This is a genomic window from Nocardia sp. NPDC056000, from assembly GCF_042269265.1.
Taxonomy (GTDB): Bacteria; Actinomycetota; Actinomycetes; order Mycobacteriales; family Mycobacteriaceae; genus Nocardia.
In genome coordinates this window covers 336,515-357,012 of record NZ_JBHJXS010000008.1, presented here as the reverse complement: position 1 = coordinate 357,012, position 20,498 = coordinate 336,515, and the positions used below count along the sequence as shown (strand labels likewise).

At 66.7% G+C, this 20,498-nt stretch carries 20 protein-coding genes; 7 read left to right on the top strand and 13 right to left on the bottom strand.

Annotated elements, in window-relative coordinates; all coding sequences use genetic code 11:
* Positions 1–288: 288 nt before the first annotated feature.
* The 4 genes from cobM to ACFC4D_RS24840 all read right to left on the bottom strand — a co-directional run bounded on the left by cobM (position 289) and on the right by ACFC4D_RS24840 (position 3,369).
* A complete protein-coding gene (gene cobM / locus ACFC4D_RS24855; protein WP_375964568.1) occupies positions 289–1,047 on the bottom strand; it encodes a precorrin-4 C(11)-methyltransferase in 759 nt (252 codons plus the stop codon).
* Between the two features lie 70 nt (positions 1,048–1,117).
* Positions 1,118–1,543 (bottom strand): PPOX class F420-dependent oxidoreductase, encoded by a 426-nt coding sequence (locus tag ACFC4D_RS24850; RefSeq protein WP_375964565.1) that lies wholly within the window; start codon positions 1,541–1,543, stop codon positions 1,118–1,120.
* Between the two features lie 15 nt (positions 1,544–1,558).
* Positions 1,559–2,197, bottom strand: a complete 639-nt coding sequence (locus tag ACFC4D_RS24845; RefSeq protein WP_364642570.1) for a response regulator transcription factor — start codon at positions 2,195–2,197, stop codon at positions 1,559–1,561.
* A gap of 17 nt (positions 2,198–2,214) precedes the next feature.
* Positions 2,215–3,369 (bottom strand): sensor histidine kinase, encoded by a 1,155-nt coding sequence (locus ACFC4D_RS24840; RefSeq protein WP_376066873.1) that lies wholly within the window; start codon positions 3,367–3,369, stop codon positions 2,215–2,217.
* Between the two features lie 131 nt (positions 3,370–3,500).
* On the opposite strand from ACFC4D_RS24840, the gene ACFC4D_RS24835 reads away from it, so the two are divergent.
* The 5 genes from ACFC4D_RS24835 to ACFC4D_RS24815 all read left to right on the top strand — a co-directional run bounded on the left by ACFC4D_RS24835 (position 3,501) and on the right by ACFC4D_RS24815 (position 8,125).
* Complete coding sequence (locus tag ACFC4D_RS24835) at positions 3,501–4,559, top strand: ABC transporter permease (protein WP_376066871.1); 1,059 nt, start codon at positions 3,501–3,503, stop codon at positions 4,557–4,559.
* Between the two features lie 26 nt (positions 4,560–4,585).
* A complete protein-coding gene (locus ACFC4D_RS24830) occupies positions 4,586–5,320 on the top strand; it encodes an ABC transporter ATP-binding protein (RefSeq protein WP_375964557.1) in 735 nt (244 codons plus the stop codon).
* Between the two features lie 60 nt (positions 5,321–5,380).
* Positions 5,381–6,427 (top strand): LLM class flavin-dependent oxidoreductase, encoded by a 1,047-nt coding sequence (locus tag ACFC4D_RS24825; RefSeq protein ID WP_376066869.1) that lies wholly within the window; start codon positions 5,381–5,383, stop codon positions 6,425–6,427.
* A gap of 78 nt (positions 6,428–6,505) precedes the next feature.
* Complete coding sequence (locus tag ACFC4D_RS24820; protein ID WP_376066972.1) at positions 6,506–7,570, top strand: isopenicillin N synthase family dioxygenase; 1,065 nt, start codon at positions 6,506–6,508, stop codon at positions 7,568–7,570.
* Between the two features lie 246 nt (positions 7,571–7,816).
* Complete coding sequence (locus ACFC4D_RS24815; RefSeq protein ID WP_375964552.1) at positions 7,817–8,125, top strand: DUF4254 domain-containing protein; 309 nt, start codon at positions 7,817–7,819, stop codon at positions 8,123–8,125.
* 41 nt (positions 8,126–8,166) lie between these two features.
* On the opposite strand, the gene ACFC4D_RS24810 is transcribed toward ACFC4D_RS24815, so the two are convergent.
* From ACFC4D_RS24810 to ACFC4D_RS24785, 6 genes are read right to left on the bottom strand one after another with little or no spacing between them, the layout of a single operon-like run.
* Positions 8,167–10,086: an acetoacetate--CoA ligase gene (locus tag ACFC4D_RS24810; protein ID WP_376066969.1), complete on the bottom strand. Its 1,920-nt coding sequence runs from the start codon at positions 10,084–10,086 to the stop codon at positions 8,167–8,169.
* A 27-nt stretch (positions 10,087–10,113) separates the two neighbouring features.
* Positions 10,114–10,947 carry an HpcH/HpaI aldolase/citrate lyase family protein gene (locus ACFC4D_RS24805; protein WP_376066866.1) on the bottom strand — a complete coding sequence of 278 codons (834 nt, stop codon included), beginning with the start codon at positions 10,945–10,947 and terminating at the stop codon, positions 10,114–10,116.
* Complete coding sequence (locus tag ACFC4D_RS24800; protein WP_364642599.1) at positions 10,948–11,436, bottom strand: MaoC family dehydratase; 489 nt, start codon at positions 11,434–11,436, stop codon at positions 10,948–10,950.
* On the bottom strand, positions 11,433–12,593 hold the full coding sequence (locus ACFC4D_RS24795; RefSeq protein WP_364642602.1) for an acyl-CoA dehydrogenase family protein: 1,161 nt from the start codon (positions 12,591–12,593) through the stop codon (positions 11,433–11,435). Before ACFC4D_RS24795 ends, ACFC4D_RS24800 begins: the two co-directional genes overlap by 4 nt.
* Positions 12,590–14,602, bottom strand: coding sequence for a biotin carboxylase N-terminal domain-containing protein (locus tag ACFC4D_RS24790; protein ID WP_376066862.1), 2,013 nt, complete (start codon positions 14,600–14,602; stop codon positions 12,590–12,592). Before ACFC4D_RS24790 ends, ACFC4D_RS24795 begins: the two co-directional genes overlap by 4 nt.
* 8 nt (positions 14,603–14,610) lie before the next feature.
* A complete protein-coding gene (locus tag ACFC4D_RS24785; RefSeq protein ID WP_364642608.1) occupies positions 14,611–16,197 on the bottom strand; it encodes a carboxyl transferase domain-containing protein in 1,587 nt (528 codons plus the stop codon).
* 156 nt (positions 16,198–16,353) lie between these two features.
* Between ACFC4D_RS24785 and ACFC4D_RS24780 the strand changes: the two genes are divergently transcribed.
* Positions 16,354–16,938: a TetR/AcrR family transcriptional regulator gene (locus ACFC4D_RS24780; RefSeq protein ID WP_376066966.1), complete on the top strand. Its 585-nt coding sequence runs from the start codon at positions 16,354–16,356 to the stop codon at positions 16,936–16,938.
* A gap of 29 nt (positions 16,939–16,967) precedes the next feature.
* Here the strand turns inward: ACFC4D_RS24780 and ACFC4D_RS24775 are convergent, their stop codons facing one another.
* Positions 16,968–17,411: an SRPBCC family protein gene (locus ACFC4D_RS24775; RefSeq protein ID WP_364642611.1), complete on the bottom strand. Its 444-nt coding sequence runs from the start codon at positions 17,409–17,411 to the stop codon at positions 16,968–16,970.
* A gap of 178 nt (positions 17,412–17,589) precedes the next feature.
* Between ACFC4D_RS24775 and ACFC4D_RS24770 the strand changes: the two genes are divergently transcribed.
* A complete protein-coding gene (locus tag ACFC4D_RS24770; protein ID WP_376066858.1) occupies positions 17,590–18,798 on the top strand; it encodes a TetR/AcrR family transcriptional regulator in 1,209 nt (402 codons plus the stop codon).
* A 21-nt stretch (positions 18,799–18,819) separates the two neighbouring features.
* On the opposite strand, the gene ACFC4D_RS24765 is transcribed toward ACFC4D_RS24770, so the two are convergent.
* Positions 18,820–19,026 (bottom strand): hypothetical protein, encoded by a 207-nt coding sequence (locus ACFC4D_RS24765; RefSeq protein ID WP_364642617.1) that lies wholly within the window; start codon positions 19,024–19,026, stop codon positions 18,820–18,822.
* 1,249 nt (positions 19,027–20,275) lie between these two features.
* Positions 20,276–20,494 carry an MbtH family protein gene (locus tag ACFC4D_RS24760; protein WP_375964537.1) on the bottom strand — a complete coding sequence of 73 codons (219 nt, stop codon included), beginning with the start codon at positions 20,492–20,494 and terminating at the stop codon, positions 20,276–20,278.
* Positions 20,495–20,498 lie beyond the last annotated feature (4 nt).

The window sequence follows — 20,498 nt, the reverse complement described above, 5'->3', positions numbered from 1 at the left end:
CCCAAACCTCGCTTCTGGAACACCACAGCGCTCCCCACCGAAAACCCGAACAGGACGCCACACCAGCCAGGGTGGCGTCCGATGCTCGGGGCTCACTTCACGTATTTTTGAGATCCCCTGGGCTATCTACCCAGTCGACCGAACTTGTTACATGGGCGTACGAACGTCCAATGGACTTCCGGCCGCTATCGGCACAATGCTGCTGAACACCCGGACCAATCTACCGGCAGCTTGCAACCCCTAACGAAGAAGCACCATAGCTGCGAACTATCACCGCATTTCGCGGTCTCAGCCAGTGATATGCGTCCTGTCCCGGGCGGGGTCATAGAGGTGTGACTGGGCGCAATCCACCGATTTCGCCAGTGCGCGACCGACCAGGATGACCGCCGCCTGACGCAGATCGGCGGCCTCGACGCGGTCCGCGATATCGGTCAGCGTGCCGCGCAGGACCAGCTGATCGGGCTGACTGGCCCGGTAGACGACCGCGACCGGACAGTCGTTCCCATAGTCGGGAATCAGCTCATCGGCGAGGGCTCGGATGCGGGTGATAGCGAGATGCAATACCAGGGTCGCGCGGGTGCGGGCGAAGTTGGACAGCGCCTCGGAGTCGGGCATCGCGGTGGAACGCGCCTGCGTGCGCGTGAGTACGACGGACTGGGTCAGCTCGGGGACCGTCAGTTCGGTGCCCAGCAGCGCCGCCGCGGCCGCGTAGGCGGGAACGCCCGGGGTGACATCCCAGGGCACACCGGCGGCGTCCAGCCTGCCGGTCTGCTCGGATAGCGCCGAATATATGGACGGATCACCCGAACACAGCCGGGCGACATCCTTGCCCGCGGCCGTGGCGCGCACGCAGTGCTCGATGATCCGATCCAGATCCAGGCCCTGGGTATCGATGAGTTCGGCATCGGGCGCGCAGTGCGCCAGCACCTCGGGGTCGAGATAGGTCCCGGCGTAGAGACAGACGGGCGACTCGCGCAGCAGACCCACCGCGCGCACCGTCAGCAGGTCCGCGGCTCCGGGTCCGGCCCCGATGAAGTGCACAGTCATGCCGCCGAGTCTGGCATTGCCCCGGCCCGCCGCCGTCTCGCACCCCCGGGGCCGGGCGTGCGGACGGGTCTCAGTCGCTGACGTTGAAGGCGGCGGTCACCTTGGTGGGCACCAGGCGCACCACCAGCTCACCCGCGACCCCATTGCGTTTGCCGAATTCCTCGGCCCGGTCCGCTCCCATATAGCGAGCGCCTATGAGCGTGGCGGTGCGCACCAGTTCGCCCAGATCCTCGGAGACCTCCGCCTTACCCTGCACCTGGACGTAGCCGTAGGGGGCGGCCTCGAGATCGACGACCATGGTCAGGCGGCCGTCGCGAGCGATGGACCTGCCCTTGGCCGAGGTCGCACCGGTATTGAAAACGACGGCGTCACCATCGAGGACGAACCAGACCGGGGTGACGAGCGGACGTCCATCGGCCGCGATGAACGCGACCTTGCCGGTGCGGGTGCCTTCGGAGAGGAATTCGCGCACTTCGGGATCGGAGAGGGAAGCCATGAACCCACCGTAGGGTCAGATGGCCCCGCGTTCGCGAGCACGCGCCACGGCGGAGGTCCGCGATTTCACGCCGAGCTTGGCGTAGATGTGCACGAGGTGCGATTTCACCGTGGTCTCGCTCAGGAACAGGCGGCGGCCGATCTCACGATTGGAGTGCCCGTCCGCGACCAGCCGGAGCACCTCGATCTCGCGCGGGCTCAGCGTGGTGTCGGGTTTGCGGACGCGGGTCATCAGCCGCGAGGCCACCGACGGGGACAGCACGCTCTCACCTTCGGCCGCTGAACGGACCGCGGCCAGCAATTCCGAGGGCGGGGTGTCCTTGAGGATGTAGCCGACCGCGCCCGCCTCGATGGCGCCGAGGATATCGGCGTCGGTGTCATAGTTGGTGACCACCAGCACATTCGGCGGATCGGGCAGTTCGCGCAGGGCCGCGGTGGCGTCCGCACCGGACTTGCCCGGGCCGAAGCGCAGATCCATCAGCACCAGATCGACCCGGGTGGTGGAACAGAACGCGACGGCCTCCTCGGCGGTGGCGACCTCGCCGATCACATCGATCTCCGCACCGGAATCGCTTTCCGCCGCACCGGAATCCAGTAGGGCGCGCAGGCCCGCGCGCACGATGGCGTGATCGTCGGCGAGCAGGATGCGAATCATTCGTCCTCCAGCGGAAGTCACTGCTCCTCCAGCGGGAACGAGACGGTGACGGCGGTATGACCGGGTTCGGACTCCACCTCCATGGTGCCGCCCTGCTGCTCCACTCGATTGCGCATGGCGGTGAGACCGAAACTGCCGGAAGGCGATTGGGCCAGCACCTCGGGAGCGATGCCGATGCCGTCGTCGACCACATCCAGGTGGACGGCGTCACCGGCGTAGGTGAGGGTGACCCGCATACGCTGCGCCTGCGCGTGCCGCACCACATTCGAGACCGCGCCCTGCGCGATGCGTACCAGGGCGGCCTCGATGGGCATGGGCAGCGCGTGCGGATCGCCCTCGACCAGCATTTCGGCGTGCAGGCCGGGGGCGGTGGCGCGCTGCGTGATTCGGGTGAGCGCGCCCGCGAGGGATTGGCCCTCCAGGGCGGCCGGGGTGAGTTCGGCTATGAGATGGCGGGTTTCGACCAGGCTGTCGGCGGCGGTTTCGCGTGCGAGCCGAATCTTGGCCAGTGCCGGGTGATCCGGGGCAGCGCGCTCCACCGCGTGCAGCAGCAACTGGATGCTGCTCAGGCCCTGGGCAACGGTGTCGTGGATCTCCTGGGCCAGGCGTTCGCGCTCGGCCATCTTGCCCGCGGTGCGCTCCTGTTCCGCGAGAGTGTTTCTGGTGGTGAGCAATTCGTCGATCAGGCGCTGGCGTTCGGCGGCCTCGCGGAACAGCGCCTCATAGCCGAGGCCGATGCCGACCGCCACCAGCGCGCCCAGCAGCGGGCCGATGATGCCGCCGAAGGTCCAGCCGCGATGCAGGGCGAAGCCGACCACCGACACCACCGTGGTGACGGTGACCGCCACCAGGCCCCAGTTACGGGGCAGCAGATGCAGATACAGGAAGAACAGGCCGAAGACGAGATAGACCGCCTCGGGCACGAAGGCCACCAGCACCAGCCACAGCACGGTCAGCAACACCAGCCACACCCGCGCGGCCACCAGCCTGCGGCGGAACAGGCCACCGGCGAAGTAGACCCCGAGGAATGCCCCGGACAGCACCACCACCAGATAGGGGTGCGCGTCGGCGATGATGGCCCGCGCCGCCACCACCGCCGTCAGCGCCACCACCAGCGCGTGCAGACCGAGCTGCACGGCGGAAAGGACGGGGGTGAGGGGCGATCGATGCACGTCGACCAGCTTATGCCGGGCAACCGCACCGGCATCCATCGAAAGTAGGAAACGCCGGACCACCGTTGGCTGGGGCCGGATTCGTCCCGCGGCGCGATGGATTCACCGGGCATCCGCACCAGAGTGGAGTCATGTTCGTAGCACTCCGGGATCTGCGGGCCGCCCGCGGCCGCTTCCTGCTCATTGCCCTCGTGGTGACCATGGTCGCGCTGCTCGTCAGCTTCTTGAGCGGGTTGACCGCCGGGCTCGGGCACCAAAACATTTCGGCCATTCAATCACTGCAGACCGGCACGGTCGTCTTCGCGGACACCGGGTCGGCGGCCTCCTTCGACTCCTCCACGCTCAGCGATGAGCAGGTGCGGGCCTGGCAGTCCGCCGCCGGATCGGACGGGACCGTCGACCCGATCGGCATCAGCCGCACCCGGGCCACGCACGATGGGGCCTCCCCCGCGCAAGTAGCACTGTTCGGGGTGCAGGGGACGCCGTTCGGCAATCGCGTGGCAACCGATACCGGGCAGGTGGTGCTGTCCAAGGCCGCCGCCAAGGATCTCGAGGCCGGGCCGGGTGACACCGTCGCGTTGGGCGCGGGGAACTTCACCGTACGGAGCGTGACCGAGGACGACTGGTACGCGCACACCCCGGTGGTGTGGATGACGCTCGGCGATTGGCAGACGCTCAATCCGCGCTCGGGCGCGGCGACCATCATGGCGGTCTCCGGGGTGCACGACGAGTCCGCGATCAACGCGGCGGCGCATACCACCACGACCTCGTCCAAGGGTTCGCTGTCGGCCATGAGTTCGTATCAGGCCGAGAACGGTTCGCTGACCTTGATGACGGGCATGCTGTTCGCGATTTCGGCGCTGGTGATCGGCGCGTTCTTCACGGTGTGGACCGTGCAGCGCACACCCGATATCGCCACGCTGAAAGCCCTCGGCGCGACCACCGGTTCACTGGTCCGGGATGCGCTGGGGCAGGCGCTGGTGGTGCTGGTCGCCGGTGTCGGTGTCGGCGTGGGGATCACCGCGCTGGCGAGCCTATTCCTCGGTGACGCACTGCCTTTCGTGCTCAGCGTGAGCACCACGCTCTTCCCCGCGGCCGCGCTGATTCTGCTCGGCCTGCTCGGCGCGGCCTTCGCGCTGCGCTTCCTCGCCACCACCGATCCGCTCACCGCCCTCAACCAGGCGCGCTGATCACCTTGTCCCCCAGGAGTTTTGCGATGACCAACGCCCTCACGGTCGCCGACCTCACCCTCACCTTCCCGGACGGCGGCGAGCGCATCACCGCGCTGAAGCAGGTGAACCTCGCGGTGCGCGGCGGCGAGATCGCCGCCATCACCGGGCCGTCCGGCTCCGGGAAATCCACGCTGCTGGCCACGGTGTCGACGCTCATCCGCCCCGACTCCGGGCGTATCGAACTCGAAACCTCCGGTGGCACGGTGGATCTGGCGCAGCTGAGCCGTCGCGACGCCACCACCCTGCGGCGGAACTCCATCGGCATCGTGTTCCAGCAATCCAATCTGGTTCCGGCGCTGACCGCGCTCGAACAGCTGGAGGCCATGGTCCATCTCGGGCAGACCTTCTTCGTCTCCCCCGCCCGTCGCCGCGAAGCCCGTTCGCACGCAAGGGAACTCCTCGACGCGGTCGGCCTCGCCGGTCAGGAGAACAAGCGTCCCGCCCAGCTCTCCGGCGGTCAGCGCCAGCGCGTCAATATCGCTCGCGCCCTGATGAACAATCCAGCCCTGCTGGTCATCGACGAGCCGACCAGCTCCCTCGACCAGGAGCGCGGCGCGGCCATCATCGACCTGATCGTGCGCATCTCCCGCGAGCACAATGCCGCCACCCTGCTGGTCACGCACGATCGCGCGCACCTGCATCAGATGGACACCGTGCACCGCATGGTCGACGGCAGCCTGACCCTGGAGTCCGAGCACCGAGCCGCCCACGCGGTCTGACAGGATCGAGCGGCTTCCGCGCGCCGAGCCCGGTAGCCGCGCCGATCCCGAAGGACCGTCATGGAACTCGTGACATCGCTACCCGCCGACACACCCCTGTCGGAGGTGGCGACACGAATCCGCCGGATAGAGGCCCTGGGCTTCGATACCGTGCACATCTCCGAGACCGTGCGCGATCCCTTCGGCGTCTGCGCCCTCGCGGCCGAACACAGCACCGCCCTGACCATCCGGACCAGCATGGTGGTCGCCTTCCCCCGCAGCCCCATGCTCACCGCCTACGCCGCCTGGGATCTGGCCCGCTTCTCCGGCGGCCGCTTCCAGCTCGGCATCGCCTCCCAGGTCCGGGGCAATATAGTCGGCCGCTACTCCACCCCTTGGACCGATCCGGTAGCCCAGTTGGGCGACTACGCCGCCGCCCTCCGCGCCATCTTCGAGTCCTTCCAGACCGGCTCGCGCCTGGACCATCACGGCTCGCACTACGAATTCACCCGCCTGCAGCCATATTTCAACCCCGGTCCCTTGGACGTGACCCCGCCGTCCCTCTGGATGGGCGGCGTAGGCCCGCGCATGTGCGAGCTGGCCGGGGCGGCGGCGGACGGCTTCGTGGCCCACCCGACGGGTTCACATCCGCTCTCCCTCGCCGATCGGGTGCTGCCCGCCCTCCACATCGGCGCGCAGCGAGCCCGGCGCACCGACGGCGGCCCCCGAATCATCGTGGTCCCCAAAATGATCACCGGTCCCGACGCCGAATCCCTGGCGGAGTCCCGCGAGCGGCTGCGCTCGGAATTGGCCTTCCTCTACTCCACCCCGGCCTACCGGGGCACCCTCGACCTGGTCGGCCATCCCGAGACCGCCGATCGCCTGAGCGCCGCCGCGCACGCCGGCGCATGGACCGATCTGCCCGCCATCCTGACCGATGAAGTACTGGAAACCCTTGTCCCCGAAGCGGTCTACGCCGATCTGCCGACGGTGCTTGACCGCTGGTACGGCTCGTACTGCGATGGCATAGCGCTGCAGATCCCGCCGACCACCGACAACGATGATGAATTTCGCGACATGCTCACCGAATTGCGCGGTCCACGCAGCGGCACCTACCCACAGGCGTAATAGCGTCCACACACCGCGGGAACACGGGTGGGAGAATCTGATCGCCTGACCTATCACTACGGCGGGACGGACGTCTCCATGGATTTTCACGTGCCGATCATCGATATCGCGCCGTACGTCGGCGGCGGGGACGCCACAACCCGGCGCGCCGTCGCACGGCGGATCGACGAGGCCGCTCGTACGGTCGGGTTCATGCAGATCGTCGGGCATGGGGTGCCCGGATCGGTGATCGACGGATTCGCCGATGCGCTGGACGAGTTCTTCGCCCTGGATCTGGAGACCAAGAAGCGGTATCGCACTCCGCCCGAGATCAATCGGGGCTATTCGCCGCCCAAGAGCGAGAGCTTGAGTTTGAGCCTGGGGGTGGAATCGGCGACCCGGATGAACGATTTCTTCGAGGCGTTCAATATCGGCGCATCGCTCGCCGATTACCCGGGTCTGGATCTACCGGCGGCCGACTACGCGGAAAACGTGTGGCCGCAGGAGGTTCCGGGGTATCGAGCGCCCGTCGAGGCGTACTACGCCGAGGCCGCGCGGGTGGCGCGCACCCTCACCACCGCCTTCGCCGATGCGCTCGAACTGCCCGCCGGGTACTTCGGTGGCTATACCGATCATTCCCTCGATGTGCTGCGCATGAACAATTACGCGCTCCCGCCCGGCACCGTCGATCTGGACGGCGATCTGATCGGGATGGGCGAACATACCGACTACGGCATCGTCACCGTGCTGTGGGCCGATCAGGCACCCGGATTGCAGGTGCTCGGCGCGGACGGCCGCTGGCATGACGTACAGCCCGCCGACGGCGCTCTCCTGGTGAATCTCGGTGATCTCATGGCCCGCTGGACCAATGAGCGCTGGCTGTCCACGCTGCACCGGGTCAAGCCGCCGATCGTGAACGGCACGATTCAGCGCCGGCGCAGCGCCGCGTATTTCCACGACGGCAATATCGACGCGCTCATCGAGACGTTGCCGTCCTGCGTCGGCGACGGCAGCGAATACGAGCCGGTGACGGTCGCCGACCACATCCGCGCCAAGCTGGCGGGATCGCGTGCGGGACTGCCGAATACCAATGCGGGCCGCGAGGCCGCCCGGGTGCTGGCGGCGGCCGAACCCGAATCCGCGCTGCGCGGCCGGAACGCATGACAGCTCACCCCGGCGTCCGCACCATTCGGATGATCGCGAAATGGGGTGTTGGGGTGGAGGTTACGAGGTGGTCATTTTGAGGGAATAGCGTTCTCGGAATTCGCAGTTCTCGGATGAGGAGGGGTTGCGATGCGGGATACGCTTCCTAGTAAGAGGCAGGTTTTGCTGGCTTGCCGGGGGTCCGGCTTTCCGGGGCATCCGGTACTTAGTGCGGCTCATGAATTGACGGAGTTGCACGGGCGGAAGATGGCTGCCGGGCCGGATGTCTGCGGTGAACTCGATAGTCTGCGAGATGAATTGGTGCACAGCATCGATTGCTGGGTCACCTCGCGGCTGCCACCTTCACATGGGGCGGCGCGGGTGCATACCGAGACCATGGGGGCGGTTATCGACCGGCTCGCGCAGTTGACGGCGCACGCCTATGAGGCGCTCGCCCATGCTTCCGGGCCGGAATTGACCCGCATTTGGGAAAGGCTGGCCGAATTGGCCGTCGGCTATGAGGATTTGGCGTCCGAAGTGTGTTCCGGACGACGGCGGTTACCCGGCGCGCATTGAGCGGCCGGGTCGTCGATTGCGGAAAATTGTTCGGGTTTCCGCTATTTCGGCGGGGTATGTTGCGCATACCAGGTCAGCAATGCCGGATCGTCCACCGCGGTGGGGGCCACCACCCTGGATAGTTCCGCGCCCTGGAAGAGTTTCTTGAGCGGGACTTCGAGTTTCTTGCCGGTGCGGGTGTGCGGAATGCCGGGGGCGGCGATGATTTCGTCGGGGACGTGCCGCGGCGACACCTCGGCGCGAATGGCGGCGTTGATGCGCGCCTTGACCTCATCGGTGAGTTCCACGCCGGGGGCGGGCACCACGAACAGCGGCATCCAGTAACGGCCCTCGGGGAGTTCGATGCCCAGGACCAGCGCCTCGGCCACCTCGGGGAGCGCCTCCACGACCTGGTAGATATCGGCGCTGCCCATGCGGATCCCGTGCCGATTCAGGGTGGAATCGGAGCGGCCGTGCACGGTGATGCTGCCGTGGTCGTTCACGGTGATCCAGTCGCCGTGCCGCCAGACGCCGGGGTACATATCGAAATACGCGTCGTGGTAACGGGATCCGTCGAGATCGTCCCAGAAGTGCACGGGCATGGAGGGCATCGGTTTGGTGATGACGAGTTCGCCGACCTCACCGCGCACCGGATGGCCCTTCTCATCCCAGGCGTCCAAGGCCACACCAAGGTAGGGGGCGGAGAGTTCACCGGGCCACACCGGGACGGTGCGCACACCGCCGATGAAGGCCGAGACCACATCGGTGCCGCCGCTGATGGAGGCGACCGGAATATGCTCACCGACGTTGTCGCGCAACCAGAGTGAGGAGGACGGCGGCAGCGAGGAACCGGTGATGCCGACCATGCGCAGCGCCGACAGATCGTGATCGCGGCGCGGTACCACCCCCGCCTTGATACAGGCCAGCACATAGCCCGGGCTGGTGCCCACCACCGTCGCGCCGGTGCGAGCGGCTATGGCCCACAACGCATCCGTGGTCGGCGCGGACGGGCTGCCGTCGTAGGTGACGATGGTCGCGCCCACCAGCAATCCGGCGATCTGGAAATTCCACATCATCCAGCTCGGGCTGGTGTACCAGAAGAAGGTGTCGTCGCGCCCGATATCGGATTGCAGGGCAACGGCTTTCAAATGCTCCAGCAGCACCCCGCCGTGACCGTGCACGATGCCCTTGGGTTTGCCGGTGGTGCCGGAGGAGTACAGCACCCACAGCGGATGTTCGAAATCCACCGGCGCGATATCGATTTCGCCACCGGGTGCGTCGAGCAGCTCATCCCAGGCGAGTACATCGGGCAGGGTCGCCCCGATGCGCGATACCAGCACGGTGGCGGCCAGTGACGGCAACCCCGCCCGCAGCGCCTCGATATCGGCGGTCTTATCGTGGTCCTTGCCGCCGAAGCGATAGCCGTCGGCGGTGACCAGCACCTTGGGTTTCAGCTGACCGAGCCGGTCCAGCGCGGCCTGCGCGGAATAGTCCTGACCGCAGGCGCTCCAGACGGCTCCGATACTGGCCGTGGCCAGGAACGCGATCACGGCCTGCGGGATATTCGGCAGATAGCCCGCGACCCGATCACCCCGGCCCACACCGAGTTCCCGCAGGGCACGGGCGAAAGCCGCGGTGCCGCTCAGCAATTCGGCCCAGGACAGCTCGATGACGCTGCCGTCCTCGTCCACGCCGAGAATGGCGGGCCGATCGGTGCGCGCCTGCCGCACCACCTGTTCGACATAGTTCAGCTGCGCCGCCGGAAACCATTTGGTGCCGGGCATTTCGGTGGAGACGAGCACCGCACCGGTGCGCTCCCCCAGTTCGAAATAGTCCCAGAGCGCACCCCAGAAGCCCGCCACATTGTCGACCGACCACTGCCAGAGCGAGTGGTAGTCCGGAAACGATTCTCCCGTCCGCGCCGTCACGAACGCCGCGAAATCGGTGACCCGCGCCCCGGCGATATCGGCCGCGGTCGGCATCCACTGTGGTTCCACCTGCACTACCTCCTACGACGCGAATCCGGCGCTGTCCGCGACCTGCGCGCGCTGCACGATTCGCTCGGCATGCCGGATGACCGGCATATCCACCATGCGGCCCTCGAAGGTGAACACACCCCGATGGTTCGGCACCTCGGCCAAAAGCCTTTGCGCCCAATCGACTTCCTTGGGCACCGGTGCGTAGGCGCGCCGGATGACCGGAATCTGATTCGGATGAATGGCGACCTTGGCGTCGAAGCCGACGGCGACCGCGTCCTCGGACTCCGCCGCCAGCCCATCCAGATCCGGGATATTCAGGAACACCGAGTCCAAGGCGAATTTGCCATATGCCTTGGCCGCCAACAGCGATTGCGACCGCACATGCAGCGCCACATCCCGATAACCGCCGTCGGCGTGCCTGCTGGAATTGCCGCCCAGCGCCGCGACCAGATCCTCCGCGCCCCACATGACGCCGATGGCATTGCGCACCATGACCGCTCGCCCGACCGCCATCGCGCCCAGCGGGGATTCGATGAGCGCGATCACCTCGTAATCGGCCAGCCGGGTAATCTGTTCCGCCGATTCGCATTTGGGGAGCATGAGCCGCCGGTACTCGGTGCGCAGCAGGGCGTCCAGATCGAGCATGTGCTCGACGGTGCCCGCCGCGTTCACCCGGATGACGGTGCGTTCGGGATCCTGCGGGGTGGCGATCAGCGCCTCGCGGGCGGCCGCCTTATCCGCTTCGGCCACACCGTCTTCCAGATCGATGATCACCACATCGGCCGCGGCGGCGGCCTTGGCGTAGCGCTCGGGGCGATCCGCGGGACAGAACAGCCACGCCGGTCCGGGCAGCTCCCAGCTCATCTATTTCTGCTTTCTCACCAGGGTTTTGCGGACGGCCGTCGCCACCACGTCCCCGTGTTGATTGCGGCCGGTGTGCGCGAAGGTCACGATGCCCTCCCCGGGACGGCTCTTGGATTCCCGCAGGTCGGTGACCACGGTTTCGGCGTACAGCGTGTCGCCGTGGAAAAGCGGTTTGGGAAAGGCGATTTCGGAGAAGCCGAGATTGGCCACGATGGTGCCCTGGGTCAGCTGCGCCACCGACAGGCCCACCAGGGTGGACAGGGTGAACATGGAGTTCACCAGCACCTGCCGGAACGGCTCCTGGGTGGCCGCGAACGCCGCGTCCAGATGCATCGCCTGGGTGTTCATGGTGAGCGTCGTGAACAGCACATTGTCGGCTTCGGTTATGGTGCGGCCGGGCCGGTGCTCGTACACCACACCGGTTTCGAACTCCTCGAACCACAGGCCGCGCTGAACGATCCGGCGCGCCTGCGAATCCTGTTCGGTCACAGACCCAGCTCCCGCCCGATAAGCATCAACTGCACCTCCGTGGTGCCCTCGCCGATCTCGAGAATCTTGCTGTCGCGATAGTGCCGTGCCACAGCATATTCGTTCATGAAGCCGTAGCCGCCGAAAATCTGGGTGGCGTCCCGGGCATTGTCCATGGCGGCCTCGCTGGCCACGAGTTTCGCGATCGACGCCTGCTTCTTGAACGGCTTTCCGGACAGCATGAGCGCGGCCGCGTCGTAGTAGGCGGTGCGGGCCATATGCGCGCGCACCTCCATGCGGGCGATCTTGAAGGCAATGGCCTGATTGCTGCCGATCGGGCGGCCGAACGCCTCACGCTCCTTGGCGTATTTGACGCTCTCGTCCACGCAGCCCTGTGCCGCGCCGACCGACAGCGCGGCGATGGCGATCCGGCCCTCGTCGAGAATGCGCAGGAAGTTGGCGTAACCGCGGCCGCGTTCGCCGAGCAGGTTCTCGGCCGGGACGCGCACATCGGTGAAGCTCAGCGGATGGGTGTCCGAGGCGTTCCAGCCGACCTTGTTGTACGCGGGCTCGGCCACGAATCCGGGGGTGTCGGCGGGCACGATGATCGTGGAGATCTCCTTCTTGCCCTCGGTCGTGCCGGTCACCGCGGTCACGGTCACCAGCCGGGTGATATCGGTGCCCGAATTGGTGATGAACTGCTTGCTGCCGTTGATGATCCAGCTGTCGCCGTCCTGAACGGCGGTGGTGCGGGTGCCGCCCGCGTCACTGCCCGCGCCGGGTTCGGTGAGCCCGAACGCGCCGAGCGCGCGCCCGCTGGCGAGCAGCGGCAGCCACTCCTGCTTCTGCTTGTCATTGCCGAAGCGGTAGATCGGCATGGCCCCCAGCGAGACACCGGCCTCGAGGGTGATGGCCACGCTCTGATCGACCTTGCCGAGCTCCTCCAGGGCCAGGCAGAGCGCGAAGTAGTCGCCGCCCATACCGCCGAACTCCTCCGGGAACGGCAGGCCGAACAGGCCCATATCCGCCATGCCCGCGATGACCTCGTACGGGAAGCTGTGCTCCGCATCGTGTTTCGCGGCGACCGGGGCCACCACCTGATTGGCGAAATCGCGGACGGTGAGCGCCAGTTCGCGATATTCGTCCGGCAGCGTTCCGGTGGACAGGAAGTCGGTCATGACGCGGTGTTCTCCTGGGAATCGGCGGTGATGATGCGGGCCAGCAGCTCTTCCAGCTTGACCTGGGCACCGGGCTCGACGAGCACCTCCACCCGACCGGCCACGGGGGCGGTGAGGGCGTGCTCCATTTTCATGGCTTCGACAATGACGATCGGGGCCCCGGCCTCGACCTCGCTGCCGTGTACCGCGGGCACGGCGATGACCGAACCCGGCATGGGACTCTTGATTTCGGCATCGCCGACGTGTTCGCCGCCACCGCGGATATCGGCCTCGGCGACCTCGCGCAGCTGGGCGACGCCGGTGGCGTCGGCCACCCAGAGCTGACCGTCACCGGTGGCGACGCGGTAGCGGGTGCGCAGGCCGTCGAGGGTGAGGGTGAGCCATTCGGCATCGGAAGTGGCGGTGAGGGAATGCTTTTCGCCGTCTTCCACCCATGCCAGCGCAGCGCCGGGCGTGCCCGAGAGATAGACGTGCGCGGTGCGATCGCCGCCGGTGAGCCGGAATACGGTGGGCGCGTGCGCGCCGATCCGCCAGCCGTTCGGCGTCGCCCACAGATCGCCCGACGCGCTCGGCCACCGGCGCAACCAGAGATCCGCTGCCGCGGCGATGAATTGGGCATCGGACACCACCGGCGGGGCGTAATCGACCACCCGCCGGTCCAGCAGGGCGGTATCCAGATTTCCGGCCCGCACATCGGTGTCCGCGAGCAGGAAGCGCAGGAAGTCGATATTGTCCCGCACGCCCAGAATCTGGGTATCACGAAGCGCCGCATCGAGTTTCGATATCGCGGTGGCGCGATCCCCCGCGTGCGCGATGACCTTGGACAGCATCGGGTCATAGTCGGTGCCGACCACCGTTCCGGCGCGCAGACCCGAATCCACCCGCACGCCCTTGCCTTCCGGCTCGGACAGCGCGAGCACGGTGCCGCCGGTCGGCAGGAAGCCGCGACCCGGATCCTCGGCGTACACGCGCGCCTCGATGGCGTGCCCGGTCAGCTTGATGTCCTCCTGGCTGACCGCCAGCTTCTGCCCGGCCGCGATGCGCACCTGGCATTCCACCAGATCCACGCCGGTGACCAGTTCGGTGACCGGATGCTCCACCTGCAGCCGGGTATTCATCTCCATGAAGAAGAACTCGTCCGGCTTATCGGCCGAGACGATGAATTCCACGGTGCCCGCGCCCACGTAGTCGACGCTGCGCGCGGTATTGCAGGCCGCCGCGCCGATGCGGGCGCGGGTGCGCGGGTCCAGCAGCGGTGACGGCGCTTCCTCGATCACCTTCTGGTGGCGGCGCTGCAGACTGCATTCGCGCTCGCCCAGATGCAGCACCTGACCGAATTCATCGGCGAGGATCTGCACCTCGATATGCCTGGGGCGGTTCACGAATCGCTCCAGGAACAGGGTGTCGTCACCGAAGGCCGAACCGGCCTCGCGGCGCGCGCTGAGCAGGGCCTCGGGCAGCAGCGCCGGATCCTCGACCCGGCGCATACCCTTGCCGCCACCACCGGCGGACGGCTTGACCAGCACGGGATAGCCGATTTCCGTTGCCGCCTCGATCAATTCGGCATCGGTGAGACCGGGGCGGGCGATACCGGGCACCACGGGGACGCCGTACGCGGAGACCGCGTTCTTGGCGGCGATCTTGTCACCCATGATCTCGATGGCCCGGGCGGGCGGACCGAGGAAGACGATGTCGGCCGCGTCCAGCGCCGCCGCGAAAGCCGCGTTCTCCGAGAGGAATCCGTAGCCCGGGTGCACGGCCTGCGCGCCCGAGCGCACCGCCGCGTCCACCACCTTGGCGATATCCAGATACGACTCGCGAGCCGGGGCCGGCCCGAGCCGGACCGCGATATCGGCCTCGTGCACGTGCCGGGCGTTCACATCGGCATCGCTGTACACCGCGACCGAGCGAATTCCCATGGCGCGCAAGGTGCGGATGACCCGCACCGCGATTTCCCCGCGATTGGCGACCAGCACCGTATCGAAGGCGACGGGGTGAGCTTTGTTCATCAAGGCGATCACATCCTGAAGACGCCGTAGGAGACGTCCTCCAGCGGCGCTTGCGCGCACGCCGAAAGCGCCAGGCCGACAACTGTTCTGGTATCGGCGGGATCGATGACGCCATCGTCCCAGAGCCGGGCGGTGGAGTAGTACGGATTGCCCTGCGCCTCGTACTGATCGCGGATAGGGGCCTTGAACGCCTCCTGATCCTCGTCCGACCACGGCTTGCCGGAGCCGTCCAGCTGATCGCCGCGCACGGTCGCGAGCACGGAGGCGGCCTGCTCGCCGCCCATCACCGAGATGCGCGCGTTCGGCCACATCCACAGGAAGCGCGGCGAATACGCGCGCCCGCACATGGAGTAGTTGCCCGCGCCGTAGGAGCCGCCGATGACCACGGTCAGCTTGGGCACCCGTGCGCAGGCCACCGCGGTGACCATCTTCGCGCCGTGCTTGGCGATACCGCCCGCCTCGTAATCGCGGCCGACCATGAAGCCGGTGATGTTCTGCAGGAACAGCAGCGGGATCTTGCGCTTATCGCAGAGTTCGATGAAATGCGCGCCCTTCATGGCGGATTCGGCGAACAGCACGCCGTTATTGGCCACGATGCCGACCGGATGGCCGTGGATGTGCGCGAAGCCGGTGACCAGGGTGCGGCCGTATTCGGCCTTGAACTCGGCGAATTCGCCGCCGTCGACCATGCGGGTTATGACATCGCGGACGTCGTAGGGCGTCCGGAGATCAACGGGGACAATGTCGTACAGCTCATCCTGCGGCGCGATGGCGTCGACCGTGGGCCGGACCTCCCACGGCGTCGGCGTCTTCGGGCCGAGCGTGGCGATGATGTTCCGCACGATACGCAGTGCGTCCTGATCGCTCTCGGCCAGATGATCGGTGACACCGGAAGTGCGCGAATGCAATTCGCCGCCGCCCAGTTCCTCGGCGGTGACCACTTCACCGGTGGCGGCCTTAACCAGCGGCGGGCCGCCCAGGAAGATGGTGCCCTGATTGCGCACGATGACGGTCTCATCGCTCATGGCGGGGACGTACGCGCCGCCCGCCGTGCAGGAGCCCATGACCGCGGAGATCTGCGCGATCCCCTTGGCGCTCATATTCGCCTGATTGAAGAAGATGCGGCCGAAGTGCTCGCGATCGGGGAAGACCTCATCCTGTTTGGGCAGGAACGCACCGCCCGAGTCGACCAGGTAGACGCACGGCAGATTGTTCTGCAGCGCCACCTCCTGCGCGCGCAGATGCTTCTTGACCGTCATCGGGTAGTAGGTGCCGCCCTTGACCGTGGCGTCATTGGCGATGATCACGCATTCGCGCCCGGAGACCCGGCCGATACCGCCGATCACGCCCGCGCCCGGGCATTCATCGCCGTACAGCCCGGTGGCCGCCAGCGGCGACAGCTCCAGGAACGGCGAGCCGGGATCGAGCAGCTGATCCACCCGCTGCCGCGGTAACAGTTTGCCGCGGGCCAGATGCCGCTCGCGGGCCTTGTCCGGTCCGCCCAGCGCGCTCACGGCCAAGCGCTCGCGCAGCTCTTCGACCAGTGCGTGATGCGCGGCCCGGTTCCCGGAGCGCACCTCCCCAGCCACCGTCATGACGTCATCCTCAGGCTCGGTTAATCACCAATAACTCAAATGTAAGATAATCTTCACTAACTGAGTTGTCCAGAACCGCAGGAGGGAGCCACGGTGAACAGCGCTGAAACCGTGCCCTCGGCACCGGCCGAAACCGCCGCGACGACCCGCGCCGCGCTGACGACAGCGCCGCTCACCCGGCGCGAACAGTTGAAGGCGCAGCGGCGCGCGCAGCTGCTGGACGCGGGCGCGCGGCTGATCGCGGACCGCGGCTTCCTCGGTATGCGCCTGGACGATCTGGGCGCGGCGGCGGGCATCAGCGGCCCGGCGGTCTACCGCCACTTCCCCAATAAGGAAGCGCTGCTGGTGGAATTGCTGGTCGGCATCAGTCAGCGACTGCTCGACGGCGGCCGGGCGGTCGCGGCGGCGGCCACCACACCCGCAGAGGCGCTGGACGCGCTGATCGATTTCCACCTCGACTTCGCCCTGGGTGAGCCGGAACTCATTCGCATCCAGGATCGCGATCTGGAGAACCTGCCCGAAGCCGCGCGCCGCCAGGTCCGCCGCACCCAGCGCCAATACGTGGAGGTCTGGGTCGCCGTACTGCGCGAAGTCCGGCCCGACCTCCCCGAGGCGACCGCCCGCGTGCAGGCGCACGCGATCTTCGGCCTGATCAACTCCACCCCGCACAGCGCTCCGGCCGCGACCGCGACCCGCGCCCGGCCGGTGCTGCGCCGCATGGCCGTGGCCGCCCTGGTGTGATCTACACCCCGAGTGCGCTCGAATTGTGTTCAGGCACCGCGAAGTTCGCGTTCGGCGGTGCGCAGCACCATGAGGAATCCGCCTCGGATGACGGGCAGGAACAGGGTGGTGGCCAGACCGCCGCACATCGGCGAGGCGATTTCGAAGGTGGAGAACCAGCGCACGCGGGTGCCGCGGGCGACCTCCTCGAAAGCTATGAAACCTTCTTGATGTCGCAGTGGCGGAACGGATTTCAGGAGTCGATAACGCATGAGGCGCTGGGGCTCGTACTCCACGATCTCTTCGGTGAGGCGAATGAGCGGGGTCACGATCAGCCGGACCGCTCCGGCGCCGTGACCGGTGGTGTTGCCGGGGCGGACCAGGGTTACCCGGCGGACCATGGGTACGCGCTGATAGTTGGTCGCATCGGTGAGCCAGTCGAAGACATCCGGGAGTGGAGCCCGGATCGTGCGCTGAACATCGACCGTGCGCATGCCGGCTCCATCCTGATCTCGCCCTAACCTCTGCGCAGCCTACGAGATGGGCCGCCGATCGTAGAACGAAACGCGTGCGAAACGCCGAATCGGGTGAGCGCCTTGTGCTTTCGCCTGCAAGCACAACGCTCCCCAACCCGGCAGGGCGGCAAAAGACCTGGTGACTACCATTACGGGCATGAATGTCGAGGAGCAGCGTGTGATCCGCCGCCGCCCGAAGAACCGGCGCGCCCAGATCGCCGCCACCTCGGCGGCCGCCTTCGGCTCGCTCGGCTATCACGGGGTGAGCATGGAGGATATCGCCGCGCGACTCGGAATCTCCTCGGCCGCACTGTATCGGCACTACCCGAGCAAGTACGCGCTGTTCCGCGAGGAGTTGCTGCGGCTGGGTCAGCTCACCGTCGACGCGACCACGCCGCCGGAGGACACCGAGGGCCTGGATCCGGCCGCACGACTGTCGAGCGTGCTGGATCGGATCATCGCCGAGACCATCGCCAATCGCGCCACCGTCACCCTGTTGCGCTGGGAGCAGCGGTACCTCGACGACGCCGATCGGCAGACGCTGTCCGATCAGTTCACCGCGGCGCTGAAGGTGCTGCGCGATCTCATCGGGGCGGTGCGACCGGAGCTGGACGAACAGGATCGCGCGGTGCGCGCGGTGGCCATCTTCAGCGTGGTCAGCAGTATCGGCGACCATCACGCGGCGCTGCCGGTGAAAGCGTTGACCGCGTTGCTGCATTCGGCCTGCGATGCGCTCATCGCCGCCGAACTACCGCCGCCCGGCACCGATGCCAGCCTGCCGCGGGCCACCGAGATCCCGCAGTCCTTCAAGCACGAGTTGCTGTTGAAGAAGGCCGTCGAGCTCTTCCATCAGCGCGGATACCCCAATGTGAGCGTGGAGGACATCGCCTCGGCGGCCGATCTGTCCGCGGCGTCGGCGGTGTACCGGTACTACCGGAGCAAGGGTGATCTGCTGGCGGCGGCCTTCCGGCGCGCGGCCGATCGGGTGTCCGGGGCGATCGGACCGGCGGTGTCGTCATCCGCGACTCCGGCCGAGGCGCTCGGCAAGCTCGTCGACCTCTATGTCGCGGGCTCATTCGCCGAACGCGAGCTGACCTATGTGTATTACGCGGAGTTCAGCCATGTTTCGCCCGATGAGCGCACCATGCTGCGCAATGTGCAGCGGCTGATCGTGGCCGAATGGGTGCGGCTGCTGGTTGCGGTGCGCCCGGAACTGTCCGAGGGCGAGGCCAGAATCCTGGTGCACGCCGGGTTCGGACTGGTGGTCGATATGGGGCGCGTCTTCGGTGACGATCCGCGAATCTGCCCGCAGGAAAGGGTGATCCGGCTGATGGAGGTCACCCTCTTCGGTGCGGCGCGAGCGTAACCGCGCCGCACCGGCGGGGTCTTATGCCGGGGTGAAGACGGACATCGGGGTGAACGGCGCGTAGTCGGCCACGTGCCCGTCCTCCCACTCCCACAATGAGATCGGATCAACGGCGACGCCGCTCTGCAGAATGAGGCGCCAACCGGCTTCCTCGCGCTGCCAGATATCACCGTCGCGGTCCCAGTAGAGACCGACGGTACGCGGCTCGACCGTAATGCTCCGGCTCATGGTGTTCCTCTCCGTGACCGCTGGCTGCTCAGTGGATTCCGTAACCGTCATCATTGGAAATCCCTTCGTTGCGCGCTATCGAAAAGTATTCGCTCCCACACTTCCGGGCCTGTTTCGCGGCGACTATGCCTTGCCTTCCGCACAAATATATTTGCCAAACATTCGCGGATGCAGGAAGTGAAGGGGGTGAGTCGAATTCGCCGAAGAATAAAGCTCCACTTTTCGGAACCGCTATCCGGCCGGAATGCCGGACCGACATGCGGAATCATGTCGAACCCGATCGGCCGCGGCGCAAACCACCACATCATAAGATGTCCGAATTATCCGGTTGCGCACCGCGACTCGCGCACGAATCGGTCGACACACCGCGAGAACTTCCACACGAGCGAGGGCCGGATACCGCCGAAAACCGCGTCCGTATTAGATACCAATCGGTTGCAAATATCGGGTATCGCGGGCCGCCCGGACGCCGGGATCGGGAACTCCGCAAATGCCGGCGCCCCGGCGCATTCGATGTCATCGACCGCCGCTATCCGATGCGCGGATATCACCGCACTGTATCGATCGGCGCGAGCGGGACTACCGGAGCGAGGTAGCTGAGATACTCACAATGCCTGGACGCCGCGATGTACCGGTCCGGCAGGGAGTGGTGGAACGGTACATCGCGGCGCTTATTCAGGTGGAATGTGGGGTCGCCAGGGCGTTGCGCGCTGGCGGCCTCACGACCTTTCCGGTCGCTATTGCGGCGGGAAGGTGTAGGAGGAGCCGGTGCCGAGCATCTTGGCCAGGGTGGCGAAGAGGTCGTTAACCATGCTGCCAGAGAACATTTGGGCTCCTAGACGACCGGGGTGGTCACCGGCGGGGTGGGCTGGGTTACCGAGGTGGATGAACCCGAGCCGACCAGGTGGGCGAAAGCCATGAGCAGGTCGGTGAAGCCGCTGCCACTGAGCATTGTGTTTTCCTTTCGAAAGGTGTTGGGGGGCTACGGATCAGTGCGGGGTGTAGCTGGCGGTCGAGCCACCGCTCAGGAACTTGAGCAGGGTGGTCAGGATGCCGCCGATGTCGACGCCGCCGGTGGGATCGGTAGCAGGAGGAGTGGTCATGTGTTTCCTTTCTTCGTTCGCGGACAGACCCCCGAAAACTGTTCGCCTGGATCACCAGTGAATGCGCCGGGACCGCCGCACGGGGCGCGCTCGCGCCCCGAGTCCTTACTGCGGAGTTGTTGGGCCGCAGAGATTTTCGAACCGAATCAGTCGACCTCGGTGGCCATGGCGTCGGCCAGGGATTTGGGGCGCATATCGGTCCAATGGGTTTCGACGTAGTCGAGGCAGGTACGACGTTGCGCCGGTCCGTGCGCGATGGTCCAGCCACCGGGGATGGCGGCGAAGATCGGCCACAGCGAATGCTGCGCCTCCTCGTTCACCAGTACGTAGAACTGCGCGTCGTCGTCATCGAAGGGATTGCTCATCGCG

What these genes read in the sequence shown, in the direction of transcription:
- ACFC4D_RS24785 (WP_364642608.1), bottom strand. Translation starts at nt 16,197, where the DNA reads ATGACGGTGGCTGGGGAGGTGCGCTCCGGGAACCGGGCCGCGCATCAC.
- ACFC4D_RS24795 (WP_364642602.1), bottom strand. Translation starts at nt 12,593, where the DNA reads ATGACCGACTTCCTGTCCACCGGAACGCTGCCGGACGAATATCGCGAA.
- ACFC4D_RS24845 (WP_364642570.1), bottom strand. Translation starts at nt 2,197, where the DNA reads ATGATTCGCATCCTGCTCGCCGACGATCACGCCATCGTGCGCGCGGGC.
- ACFC4D_RS24830 (WP_375964557.1), top strand. Translation starts at nt 4,586, where the DNA reads ATGACCAACGCCCTCACGGTCGCCGACCTCACCCTCACCTTCCCGGAC.
- ACFC4D_RS24810 (WP_376066969.1), bottom strand. Translation starts at nt 10,086, where the DNA reads ATGCCGACCGCGGCCGATATCGCCGGGGCGCGGGTCACCGATTTCGCG.
- ACFC4D_RS24835 (WP_376066871.1), top strand. Translation starts at nt 3,501, where the DNA reads ATGTTCGTAGCACTCCGGGATCTGCGGGCCGCCCGCGGCCGCTTCCTG.
- ACFC4D_RS24815 (WP_375964552.1), top strand. Translation starts at nt 7,817, where the DNA reads ATGGCTGCCGGGCCGGATGTCTGCGGTGAACTCGATAGTCTGCGAGAT.
- ACFC4D_RS24820 (WP_376066972.1), top strand. Translation starts at nt 6,506, where the DNA reads ATGGATTTTCACGTGCCGATCATCGATATCGCGCCGTACGTCGGCGGC.
- ACFC4D_RS24775 (WP_364642611.1), bottom strand. Translation starts at nt 17,411, where the DNA reads ATGCGCACGGTCGATGTTCAGCGCACGATCCGGGCTCCACTCCCGGAT.
- cobM (WP_375964568.1), bottom strand. Translation starts at nt 1,047, where the DNA reads ATGACTGTGCACTTCATCGGGGCCGGACCCGGAGCCGCGGACCTGCTG.
- ACFC4D_RS24760 (WP_375964537.1), bottom strand. Translation starts at nt 20,494, where the DNA reads ATGAGCAATCCCTTCGATGACGACGACGCGCAGTTCTACGTACTGGTG.
- ACFC4D_RS24770 (WP_376066858.1), top strand. Translation starts at nt 17,590, where the DNA reads ATGAATGTCGAGGAGCAGCGTGTGATCCGCCGCCGCCCGAAGAACCGG.
- ACFC4D_RS24765 (WP_364642617.1), bottom strand. Translation starts at nt 19,026, where the DNA reads ATGAGCCGGAGCATTACGGTCGAGCCGCGTACCGTCGGTCTCTACTGG.
- ACFC4D_RS24805 (WP_376066866.1), bottom strand. Translation starts at nt 10,947, where the DNA reads ATGAGCTGGGAGCTGCCCGGACCGGCGTGGCTGTTCTGTCCCGCGGAT.
- ACFC4D_RS24850 (WP_375964565.1), bottom strand. Translation starts at nt 1,543, where the DNA reads ATGGCTTCCCTCTCCGATCCCGAAGTGCGCGAATTCCTCTCCGAAGGC.
- ACFC4D_RS24790 (WP_376066862.1), bottom strand. Translation starts at nt 14,602, where the DNA reads ATGAACAAAGCTCACCCCGTCGCCTTCGATACGGTGCTGGTCGCCAAT.
- ACFC4D_RS24825 (WP_376066869.1), top strand. Translation starts at nt 5,381, where the DNA reads ATGGAACTCGTGACATCGCTACCCGCCGACACACCCCTGTCGGAGGTG.